This window comes from Anoxybacillus sp. P3H1B (genome assembly GCF_001560855.1).
GTDB lineage: Bacteria > Bacillota > Bacilli > Bacillales > Anoxybacillaceae > Anoxybacteroides > Anoxybacteroides rupiense.
Window position 1 is genome coordinate 76173 of record NZ_LPUG01000021.1, and the last position, 11625, is coordinate 87797.

Annotated in this window: 11 protein-coding genes; 7 read left to right on the forward strand and 4 right to left on the reverse strand. The window is 44.3% G+C overall.

Going from position 1 to position 11625, the window contains the following annotated elements; all coding sequences use genetic code 11:
- Positions 1-20 precede the first annotated feature (20 nt).
- The 5 genes from AT864_RS13360 to AT864_RS13385 all read left to right on the forward strand — a co-directional run bounded on the left by AT864_RS13360 (position 21) and on the right by AT864_RS13385 (position 5714).
- Positions 21-1355 carry a hemolysin family protein gene (locus tag AT864_RS13360; RefSeq protein ID WP_066149628.1) on the forward strand — a complete coding sequence of 445 codons (1335 nt, stop codon included), beginning with the start codon at positions 21-23 and terminating at the stop codon, positions 1353-1355.
- Positions 1356-1624: 269 nt separating this feature from the next.
- Complete coding sequence (locus AT864_RS13365; protein ID WP_066149630.1) at positions 1625-2347, forward strand: ZIP family metal transporter; 723 nt, start codon at positions 1625-1627, stop codon at positions 2345-2347.
- 122 nt (positions 2348-2469) lie between these two features.
- Positions 2470-2778 carry a metalloregulator ArsR/SmtB family transcription factor gene (locus AT864_RS13370; protein ID WP_066149632.1) on the forward strand — a complete coding sequence of 103 codons (309 nt, stop codon included), beginning with the start codon at positions 2470-2472 and terminating at the stop codon, positions 2776-2778.
- A gap of 17 nt (positions 2779-2795) precedes the next feature.
- Complete coding sequence (locus AT864_RS13375; RefSeq protein ID WP_066149634.1) at positions 2796-3746, forward strand: cation diffusion facilitator family transporter; 951 nt, start codon at positions 2796-2798, stop codon at positions 3744-3746.
- 519 nt (positions 3747-4265) lie between these two features.
- A complete protein-coding gene (locus AT864_RS13385) occupies positions 4266-5714 on the forward strand; it encodes a S41 family peptidase (protein WP_066149639.1) in 1449 nt (482 codons plus the stop codon).
- A 37-nt stretch (positions 5715-5751) separates the two neighbouring features.
- Here AT864_RS13385 and AT864_RS13390 read toward each other — a convergent pair whose 3' ends face one another.
- From AT864_RS13390 to AT864_RS13405, 4 genes are all read right to left on the reverse strand, one after another.
- Positions 5752-6150 carry a GtrA family protein gene (locus AT864_RS13390; RefSeq protein WP_066149642.1) on the reverse strand — a complete coding sequence of 133 codons (399 nt, stop codon included), beginning with the start codon at positions 6148-6150 and terminating at the stop codon, positions 5752-5754.
- Complete coding sequence (locus AT864_RS13395; RefSeq protein WP_066149645.1) at positions 6147-7136, reverse strand: glycosyltransferase family 2 protein; 990 nt, start codon at positions 7134-7136, stop codon at positions 6147-6149. Before AT864_RS13395 ends, AT864_RS13390 begins: the two co-directional genes overlap by 4 nt.
- A 15-nt stretch (positions 7137-7151) precedes the next feature.
- Positions 7152-8840, reverse strand: coding sequence for a DUF6044 family protein (locus tag AT864_RS13400; protein WP_066149648.1), 1689 nt, complete (start codon positions 8838-8840; stop codon positions 7152-7154).
- A 495-nt stretch (positions 8841-9335) separates the two neighbouring features.
- Positions 9336-9839: a MerR family transcriptional regulator gene (locus AT864_RS13405; protein WP_066149651.1), complete on the reverse strand. Its 504-nt coding sequence runs from the start codon at positions 9837-9839 to the stop codon at positions 9336-9338.
- A gap of 239 nt (positions 9840-10078) precedes the next feature.
- On the opposite strand from AT864_RS13405, the gene AT864_RS13410 reads away from it, so the two are divergent.
- Positions 10079-11272, forward strand: a complete 1194-nt coding sequence (locus AT864_RS13410; protein WP_066149654.1) for a PDZ domain-containing protein — start codon at positions 10079-10081, stop codon at positions 11270-11272.
- A 16-nt stretch (positions 11273-11288) separates the two neighbouring features.
- On the forward strand, positions 11289-11510 hold the full coding sequence (locus tag AT864_RS13415; protein WP_044741465.1) for a CsbA family protein: 222 nt from the start codon (positions 11289-11291) through the stop codon (positions 11508-11510).
- The last annotated feature ends 115 nt before the right edge of the window (positions 11511-11625 follow it).

The window sequence follows — 11625 nt, forward strand, 5'->3', positions numbered from 1 at the left end:
CCTTCAGCTGGAGAGTTTAATTGGAAATAGTGAATTTATTGATGGTTGCCGTTTTAATTGCTTTAACGGCATTCTTTGTCGCCTCGGAGTTTGCGATTGTCAAAGTGCGCAGCACACGTATTGATCAGCTTGTAGCGGAAGGAAACAGGAGCGCGATCGCCGCAAAGCGCGTTATCAGCAATTTGGATGAATACTTGTCGGCCTGCCAGCTTGGCATCACCATTACCGCGTTAGGTCTCGGCTGGCTGGGCGAACCCACCGTCATGCATTTGCTTCATCCTTTGTTTGAAGAGATGCATATAAACGAATCGGTAGCTTCTATCCTTTCTTTTGTCATCGCCTTCTCCACCATTACATTTTTGCACGTTGTGGTTGGCGAGTTAGCGCCTAAAACGCTGGCGATCCAAAAAGCCGAGACGATTACGCTGCTATGCTCCAAACCGTTAATTTTTTTCTACAAAGTGATGTACCCGTTTATTTGGGCGCTAAACGGATCCGCGCGGATGGTTACAGGGTTATTTGGCTTAAAGCCTGTGGCTGAGCATGAGGTAGCTCATTCTGAAGAGGAATTGCGGCTGATTTTATCAGAAAGCTATAAGAGCGGCGAGATTAATCCGTCTGAATATAAGTATGTCAATAACATTTTTGAGTTCGACAATCGCATTGCCAAAGAAATCATGGTGCCCCGCACAGAGATTGTTGCTTTTGATATAAACGATTCCATCATCGATCATTTTGAAATTATGAAGCAAGAAAAGTATACACGCTATCCCGTGATGGACGGCGACAAGGACCATATTGTCGGCATGGTGAACATTAAAGAAATTTTAACCGATTGCATTCACAATCCTCAAGCCGCGGAAAAGAAGATCGATGACTATATTCGTCCGATCATCCAGGTAATTGAGTCGATTCCGATTCATGATTTGCTCGTTAAAATGCAGCGTGAACGGGTTCATATGGCCATTCTCATTGATGAATATGGCGGGACAGCGGGCCTTGTTACCGTTGAAGATATACTGGAGGAAATTGTAGGGGAGATCCAAGATGAATTTGATGCCGATGAAGTCCCGAGAATTCGCAAAGTGAATGAACATACGATGATTGTGGAAGGAAAAGTGTTGATTGAAGATGTCAATGATTTGCTTGGAACACATATAGATGACACGGATGTGGATACGATTGGCGGCTGGATGCTAACAGAGAAATTTGATATTCAGCAAGGGGAGACGTTGGCATTCGATGGTCATGAGTTTAAGGTTTTACAAATGGAGGGCCACAATATTCGATTAATTGAAATCAAGAAACTTGTGAAATCTTCTGCACGAACAGAGCGGGAGACAGTGGTTGAATGACCATGAATCAAGTGAAAAAGACACGGCAGCTGGTGATCAAGCTGCCGTTTATTTTTGGATCATGGGATAGGCACATGAAGAGGAAGAGGCGCATACAGGAATATAAAGCATGATGTGAAGCGACACATAGCGGAAAAAGCGGCAGACTCAGCCTTTATTCAAAGAAAGATAAGCTTCTTCACATGGGCGGATTTTTTCTTGTCCAGCCGCATATGGTAGTAAAGAGAAAAAAGAAAGGATTCGCGGTAAGGAATAAGGAGAGATCGGGGATGGATTCATTGGGATGGTTCGGATTTTCCGCTTCCGCACTTGGAATGCTCATAGGAGGAGCGGTTGCTTGGTTGTTTTGCGGCTGGCATAAAGGAACACCTATTATTTTTTCATTGTCCAGCGGTATGATTTTTGGACTTGCGGTAGTGGAAATTTTGCCGAAAAGCATGGCGGCAGGAGGTTGGCTGCTTACTGTGATTGGATTAGCCGCAGGTTATGGGCTTTATCATCACTTAGAAAGCATGTGGCATCGAGTGGTTGTCGTGACGAATAGGAAAAACCATGATGCATGGATTCATTCGGGAGTATATCTTCTTTTTAGCATTGCTATACATAATTTTCCCACAGGGATCGCCTTAGGAGTCAATGCCCGTTCCCCGTTGGCTGAGCAGCTGGGGCTGGCCGTGATTTTTCATAATATTCCCGAAGGATTGGCGGTTTTTACCCCGTTGCTGATGGCGGGAATGGGGATGATGGGAGTGGTTCTTGGAGCGATCGCCGTGTCGATTCCGGTCGGGATTGGAGCGCTGCTTGGAAGCCGTTATGGCGCGGATATTTCCTGGCTGTCCGCCGTGATGACAACCATGGCGGTGGGGATCATGTTGACAGTGGCTGCAAAGGAAATGTTGGGAACCGCTTTAAAGGAAACAAAGATGATCGATTGTCTGCTGCTTTCTACGCTTGGTTTTTTATCCGTTTGGTGTTTCTTAATTTTTCTTTAGGATGCTGAATAAGGAAAAGAGAAAACGAAAAAGAATGAAAAAAGGATAGACGAAATCATAAAGACAGAATATAATACATATGATCATATGTTCATATGTAGTAAAAAGGAGGCTCTAACAAATTGGATAAAAAAGATCATGCTTTTTTAGCAGATGAAACGGTAGAACATGTGTCGTTAATCTTTAAAGCGCTGGCAGACCCGACACGAATGAAGCTCCTTTACTTATTGTCTCAAGAGGAATGTTCTGTTAATCATATGGCTGAAGTGCTGGAATTATCTCAATCAGCCGTCTCTCATCAGCTGAGCCTGCTCCGAAACTTGCGGCTCGTGAAATACCGGCGCGAAGGAAAAACGTTATTTTATTCTTGCGATGACGAACACGTTATTTCGCTATTAAAACAGGCGATCGACCATTCAGAGCACCATTAATGAGGAGGCGTGTAACAATGCATCACCATCATCATGATCATCACCATCATGGTCATCATCATGGCCATCATCACGGACACCACCATCATGATTTAGGAAGGGAAGGAAATAAAAAAGGGCTGATTGTGGCTCTTTCCATTACGGCTGGCATTATGATTCTCGAGTTTTTAGGAGGATTATGGACGAACAGTCTCGCCCTTTTGTCCGATTCCGGTCATATGCTGAGCGATGCCAGTTCGCTGCTTCTTAGCCTTATTGCGATCTGGTTTGCCGCCAGGCCTGCATCCCCCAATAAAACGTATGGTTTTTACCGGTTTGAAATTTTAGCGGCTTTGTTTAATGGCGTTACGTTGTTTATTATCGCTGGATTTATTATTTGGGAAGCCATTGGGCGTTTTTATCATCCGCCGACGGTTTCCAGCGGTTCTATGATGCTGATTGCTTTGATCGGTTTGATAGCGAATTTATTAAGTGCTTGGGCGTTAATGCGGAAAGGGGATGTGAAGCATAATGTGAATTTGCGCAGCGCCTACCTGCACGTGCTGGGCGATGCGCTAGGATCTGTAGGAGCGATCATGGCTGGATTGGTCATGTGGGCTTTTGGCTGGTATATAGCTGATCCAATTATTTCTGTGCTTGTTGCGCTTCTCATCTTGAAAGGGGCATGGGAAGTGATTAAGCATACGGTTCATATTCTGATGGAGGGCACGCCGATTACGATTGACCAGCACGAGGTGAAAAAAGCGCTTGAAAGCATTGAGGGAGTGGTCAATGTCCATGATCTCCATATTTGGACGATTACATCCGGGCTGGACTCTTTAAGCTGCCATATGCTGATTGAAGACTGTCAGGACAGCCAAAAGATTTTGCAGGCGGCGATTCATTTGATTGAAGAAAAATTTAAAATCCTCCATACGACCATCCAAATTGAAACCTCGCAAATTGATCACGGAGAAATGAGAGTGTAGTGATCGACTTTCCTTTCGCTGCATAGACACCATTTCTGATGGAGCAGATGATCCTTGGAAAGCCGACAGAAATCCGGATGATACCGCTCATCCATCTATGGATCTATGCGGAAGCTTGTTGTTTAGACAGCGGATGGCTGAAAAACGACAGATCATAAAATTATGGATCATCAGGCGGCTTCCTGATGAAGGCCGTCTTCTCTCCACTTTTTTAAGTACAGATGGAAGATGAAACATGATCGCCTATTCAAAAGCAGACATTTTTTCGATGGTCGTCCATCCGGCGAAATCCCCAATCGCCTGCTCTTTGGAATGTTGCCGCATCACATTTATATCGTCAAGTGGAACCAATGCCATATCAGTTGAGAAAATAACAGCAAACGTGTAAACTGAATATTGCGCAGATGTGATCATAAGCTGTACAAGCTGTTCATATAATGATGATAAAGGGCATCGCACGGCACGATTGTGTGGTGCCTTTCCTTGCATGGTGTAGTGTGGATAGAGGAGGAGAAAACGATGAAGAAGCAAACGACAGCAGTGCTTATGGCTTTATCGATGTTGGTCGGAGCTGGGGGAACCTATGCTGGTATACAGCTGACGGATCGTCATGAAAGTAGCAGCCTTTCCGTCCAATCGGAGCAAGCCACAAAGGAAACGGCGAAAAATGAGCAGGAAGAGCTTAAAAAAATCCAACAAGCTTATGAGCTCATTAAAAGCCGTTATGTGCAAAAGGTGGATGACCAAAAACTAATCGAAGGCGCGATTCAAGGGATGATCGGCACACTGAAAGATCCATATTCTGTATACATGGATGAAGAAACGGCTGAGCAATTTAATGAGTCCCTTGATTCCTCGTTTGAAGGAATTGGCGCAGAAGTAAGCATGGTGGACGGAAAAGTGACGATTGTCGCTCCATTTAAAAACTCTCCAGCCGAAAAAGCGGGGCTGAAGCCAAACGATCAGATCGTGAAGGTGAACGGGCAAAGTCTGGAAGGACTTGATTTATATGAAGCGGTCTTAAAAATTCGCGGCAAAAAGGGAACGACGGTTCATTTGGACATTCTTCGCCCAGGGATGAAGGATATGATTCGAGTCAACGTCGTACGCGATGAAATCCCAATTGAAACGGTCTACGATTCGCTCAAGACGTATAATGGCAAAAAAGTAGGATATTTAGAGATTACTTCATTCTCAGAAAATACAGCTCAAGATTTTAAAAAGAAATTAGAGAAATTAGAATCGGAAAAAATGGATGGATTGGTCATCGATGTGCGCGGTAATCCGGGAGGCTACTTGCAAAGCGTAGAGGATATTTTAAAGCAGTTTATTCCGAAGGGCAAACCATATATTCAAATTGAGGACCGCAATGGCCGCAAGCAAAAATTTTACTCTAATTTGACGGAGAAAAAGCCGTACCCGATTGTTGTGCTGATCGATAAAGGTAGCGCCTCAGCGTCGGAAATTTTAGCAGGTGCCATGAAAGAAGCCGGCGGTTATAAGCTGGTGGGGGAAACATCGTTTGGAAAAGGCACGGTGCAGCAGGCCATCCCGATGGGCGACGGCAGCAACTTAAAACTTACGCTTTATAAATGGTTGACTCCTGATGGAAATTGGATTCATAAAAAAGGAGTTAAGCCGGATGTGACTGTGGAGCAGCCGGAATACTTCCATGCCAGCCCGATTCATATTGATAAAGCCCTCCAATACAACATGAATAGTGAGCAAATTAAAAACGCCCAGCAAATGCTCAAAGGACTCGGTTTTGATCCGGGGCGTGAGGATGGATATTTCAGCGAGGAAACGGTAGAGGCCGTCAAGTCATTCCAACAAGAAAATAAAATTCCAGCTACAGGAAGCATTGACAAGCAAACAGCTGAATTGCTTGAAACGAAAGTGCTGGAAGCGGTCCGTGATGATAAAAATGACAAACAGTTAAAAGAAGCGATGAAAGTGTTATTCCAATAATACAAAGGGAACGGTTCGAAGCCGAATCGTTCCCTTTTCATTTGATGAAGACGAGACGTTTTTGTCCAAGGTAATTGAAGATGGTATAAAGCGCTGTGCCGAATAAAATGGCCATATCATCGGTATACTGGGCGGGCAGAAGGGAAACCGTGCCCATCGTCCAGTGAGCTAGTTGTTTGCCTAGACGATAAGCAAAGAAGTAGGATACCATAATCACAAGTGCAAAACGAAAAGCGCTGCTGCTGATGGGCGCATGACTGCGAAATGTAAACAAACGATTTAAGCAGTAGCTGACGATGGCGCCAATCGTGTTGCCGATCAACGTGGCCCCCCAATAGGAAACATGAGCGAGATGAAGCAGCGTATACATGACAGACAATCCGACAGCGGTATTAATCAACCCGACAAGCAAGAAGCGGAAGAACGAATGATTCATAGATGGATCCGCTCTTTCTGGTTTGTTTTCATTCGCAGAGAATATAAATTTTCTTCAATGGTAAACCGCGGTCTTCTTTTGACTTCTTGATAGATTTTTCCAATGTATTCTCCAATGAAACCGACGCTCATTAATAAAAGCCCTCCAATCAGCCAAATTGAGATCATAATGGATGTCCATCCTGATTCGGCATATCCCAACAGCTTGACGATGAAAGCATAGAGACCAGCGATGCTGCTAAGAAGAAAAGAAAGAAAGCCGACAAATGTAATGAAGCGAATCGGCACGACACTAAACGAAGTCACTCCATCCAAGGCGAAAGCCAGCATTTTTTTCAATGGATATTTCGATTCTCCAGCAAAGCGTTCTTTTCGATCATAAAGCACTTGAGTCGAACGGAACCCCAGCAGCGGAACGATGCCGCGCAGAAATAGATTGGCTTCGTCATAACGGCTGAGCTCTTGCAGCGCCCGCCGGCTCATTAAGCGGAAATCAGCATGATTATAGATCAGAGCGATGCCCATTTTTTGCATCAATCGGTAAAAGCCTTGTGCGGTTGCCCGTTTGAACCATGTATCCGTGCTGCGGCTACGGCGCACACCGTATACAATATCAAAGCCTTCCCAATATTTTATAATAAATTCACGAATGGCCTGGATATCGTCTTGCAAATCAGCATCAATGGAAATAACGCAGTCCGAATACTCCATGGCCGCTTGAAGTCCAGCTAACAGCGCGCGTTGATGTCCAAAATTGCGCGATAGCTTAATTCCGGTGATCAGCGGATTTTTTTCGCTTTCCTCCAAGATAAGCTCCCATGTTCGGTCACGGCTGCCATCGTCGACAAACAATAGCTTGCTTTCAGAGGCAATCAGCTTCTCTTTTTGCAGCTGCTGTAATACACCGGTTAACTGTTTAGCTGTTTCTAAAAATACCTCTTCTTCGTTATAGCACGGTACCACAATGGTTAACACAGGCGTTTCCATTCCGTCTCTCCTCCTTTATTCCACTTCGTATAAATAGATTTTCCAAACAGATTGGGAGTCTTCAAATACTTTAAGCAGGCGCAGATGATTTTCTTTGGCATTCATAATAGGAACGGATGAAAAGAGATAGCGTCCGCCCATTTTCTTAAATACGTCTGTATGAAGTTCTAAATGGTAAATTTTCCTATGGGATGTTTTGCGAAAGCCATAATGCTTTCCAAGCTCCGCTGAGAAAATGTAGACACGATTGCCCCAGTGATCGAAATAATCTTTCAGCTCTGGGCTCTTATCCAGCTCTTTCGCGATGATTTTGCGAAAAGAGTGTTTATACGACAATGGGTAAAAATTATTGTACGTATCCAATGTATAAAAGCCGTTATATTGCGCAATGGCCGGATGCAGGCCGATGCTGGCGACACGATAGGAGCTTGGCGGTTTTCCGATGTATTCTTTGATTTCATGAAATAAATGCTCTGCATAAAATTCTTTAAATGACGGTGTGCCGCTGATACGGTAGCGAATTTCTTCATTGAATCCCCCTAACAACAGCGTTTGCAAAAGGATGGCGGCCATAGCCACCTGCTTCCAGCTTCTATTTCGGCGCCATAGTATTTGCAAGGCTAAAGCAAAGTCTAAATAAATGACCAAAGGCCGCAAAAAATGGAAACGAGCGAAATTAAAGGTGTTCAGCAACGCAAATCGTTCTTTGAGCGGCTGCCAGCCTTTATAAAACCAAAAGGCGTACCAAACGGATAAAACAAAGTTTAGAATGAATAAAAACAAAAAACGTCTTTCGAGCTCCCCTTTCTTTGCTCTTAGGATGAAAGCAAAGGCAAGGAACAGAATGGGCTGAATGATAAAAGTATGCACGGTCATCACATGGGTATGACCAAGAAAATAGTTTTTAAATACAAGATGGATCGTATGCCAAAATCTAAGCTTTGAGGACACAAATTCGTTTCGGCTAGTCGGCTCATGGCTAAAAAGCAACGAATAGACAAGGCGGTATTCGATGGCCAAGAATAGGCTTGTCATGAACACGATACTGCCGAGAAACGGAATATTCCATTGTTTTTTGCCAACCGCATCACGAAGCCAAAGAAGCCCCATCGCCGTTAAGAAAAAGAAAAAGCCGAGCACAAAGCTTGCATAGAACGGAAGAAGGGCAAGGGTGGCCCATTCCTTCCATGACGCTTGACGGTTTCGAATGGACAGAAAAGCCCAAAGTGCCAGCGGCATGCCGAGGGTGCTAAGCATTCCCGACGGCCAAAAAGGAGTCAAAGCGAAGGTGAGCGCTGCTCCGACGCGAATAAGATAAGCTTCTTTTTCCCTAAGAAAATGCCGCTTTAATAAAAGATACATCCCCAGAAAAGCGAAGCCGCGCGTAATGGTCTGGCTGACGGCATACGCTACCATGGACGGAAGCAACGCGTGAAGCCAAACGATGCCGCTAAATTCAGTGCCATAGGCATTGCGCGGCAGTCCGTTAATGACTTGCGGAATCGTTGCGTTGATGGATCCAAATAGTTCTCCGCTTCGTACAAGCACCTTGTACCAAGCAATATTGGAATCTAAATTATCATGAACGCGAATATGTGCATTTTCTCCTAAAATATAAAGCGGAGAAAGATAAAGAATGATAAGAAAAATGGCGATCCATATGGCGATCCGTTCTCGTTTTTCCACAATCGAATGCTCTTGCATGGACCATCTCTGCTCCTTTCTTGCTGATGATTCATGTAATGGAATATCAATATTTCTCGCGCCTGATACCGACAATGACGGCTGGAAGATGCAAGAACTTCTGTTTCGTTACGCATCATGCCAAAAAAAAGCGGTCATGGCGATCCGGTTTGCCGATGGCCGAAACATAGAATCTGCCCATTACATTTTGATTTTCTTGGCAGCGGCATTCATTATAAACAAATAGAATTAAAAAAACATAAGAAATGGATAAAAATAAGGAGAAGGAAAAATAGAGTTCCATTCATTGTAATTTTCATATACATAGAGGTGACCGAGAAAAGCGGGGAATGATAAGTAGCCATTTCATTGGATTGACGAATAAAAAAATCCCAAGAATGCCATTTTATCAACATTCTTAGGATTTTAATTTGGGAACATATCACGTGAAAATAAGATGGAAGCATATTGTGATGTTATTAGATATTGAACGTTCATGTGTTAGAGATGAAAGGTTCACACAAATAAGCCGATAATTCGGCCTACGCCGCGGCGTTTTTGCTTTTTAGACAAAGAATCGTCCGCTTCGCGCTTCTCATTGGCTTCTTCCAGCAGGGAGATGCGTTGTTCAAGCTGACGGATGTAAGAATGCAGCTCTTCAATTTCGCGGCGGTGCTGCAACAGTTGAACGGATACAACTTCATCTGCTTTTTGCTCAAGCTGGCGTTCAATGCGTTGAAAACGTGAGGTGAATTCGTTTAGATGTGGTTGAAGATGAGTGGAGAAAAAGTCTTCTGGGCACAGAATGTTTTTTTCATTTTCTTCTTCTGTTTCGCACTCTTCAAGAGCCGCTCCTTGCTCAAATTTGATCTGTTCAAGCAATGCAAGTGTTTCAGAATCGAATATGTAATGTCCTGCTTCGTTTTTTTTGCATGGAATCTCGTATTTTTTAACCCAGCGCTGAATCGTTTTAGGCGATACTCCAAGCCGCTTGGCAACATTGCTCGTTTTTAGTTCCATGGTTTTTCCTCCTCTTTTCTTTCCTTGTCTATATCATTTTTTCCATCGAATGTCCAAATTCCTTTTACGATGACAAAACTAGTGCTCATTCGGCAAAGAAAGTGGGAATAGGAAAAAATTCGCCATTTGTCGAATAACATATAAAAAAATATGCAGCCAATCGTATGATTTGTAGAAGCGATTTGCTAGAATGAAAAGTAGATCAGTAGATACGTTCATGATGATCGGAGGTGAAGCCCATGCTTGGCATGTGGGGGATGGAACTTTTGAAAGGAGTCGGGCGGTTGTTGACCGAGCCCCTTTTGTATTATGGCGTGCTGCTTGCGGCTTTCGTCGGCTGGCGTCGAATGAATAAAGAGCGGAAGCATTTTCATATTCGCGTATATGGCTGGTTTCAGGAAAGTGTCTTTTTTTGGCGCAGCGGTTGGGCCGTTGGCTTGTTTCTTTCCATCGTGACGGTAGTGTCTGGAATGGCGGTACCCCACGATGTGTTGCTGCTGCTTTTTTATGTGACGGTTTTGCTGAGCTTGACAGGACAGATGCGGTTACTATCTCCTGCTTATACGGTTGGGGGATTGGTTTTGCTTGCAGCTGGTTTTATGAAATACGGAGGCGCTTGGCCGTTGGTTTCAAAATATGTGGAAAGCCTTCACGAGGCGCCTATATCCGTTTTCATATGGCTGCTTGCATTGCTGTTATTTGCCGAGGGGTTTCTCATTTTGCGAAACGGAGCAGTGGCTACTTCTCCGCAGCTTGCTAAAAGCAAGAGGGGGCTTATGATTGGAGAACATTGGGTAGATAGGATTTGGTTTGTGCCTGTGCTTCTGCCCATTCCCAATGGCCCGCTCTCTTCGCCTTTTTCATGGTGGCCATTGTTTTCGGGCGTGGATCATTCATATTCATTCGCTTTGGTGCCATTTTTGCTCGGCTTCTCGCAGCATATGCAAGGCATGCATCCACGAGCCTCTATTCAAATGGCCGGCCGTCGCGTGCTCTGGTTAGCGGCCGCTGTCTGCGCGGGAGCTTTGGCGTCTTCTTGGTTTCCTTCCTTAGGAATCGCGGTTGCAGCTGCGGCGTTGATTGCTAGAGAATGTCTGGCTTTTTGGCAGCATCGGCAAGACCGTTCCCGTCCCCCGTATTTTTCACAGCAAGAGCAGGGATTGGTTATTTTAGGAATTTTACCAGAATCGAAGGCTGAAAAAATCGGGCTGAAAATCGGCGAAGTGATTGCGAAAGTGAACGGCATACCCGTTAAAACGGAAAAAGAATTTTATGAGGCATTGCAGCATAACCGCGCTTTTTGTAAGCTAGAGGTGTTGGATCAAAATGCGGAAGTCCGTTTTGTCCAAGGAGCGTTATATGAAAATGAGCATCACGAGCTTGGATTGTTGTTTGTGCAAACGCGGGAAAAATGGACATCGGAAGCTGTATAGATAAGGGGTTTTGCTTATGTGGTTTCTCGTTGCATTAATCGTGCCGTTTTTGCTAGTGCTGCTTTTTACTCGCGTCACTTATAATCATTATGTGGGGACGCTGCTGACAGTGGCGCTGTTAGTAGCTTCTTATGTCAAAGGATATACAAACGAGCTTCATGAAGTGTTAGCGGATATTGCGTCGACAACGGCAGGCTTTTTATATGCAGAGAAAATGGTAAAAAAATTTAAAAAATAAGAAGAAAGCCACCGCAAAAGATCGATTGAACCATTCTTTTGCGGTGGCTTTTGTTATTGCAGCCAAAGAGATGGAAATAGCTGTTCGCTCTGTAAGGCTTACGAAAGTTTTGGAA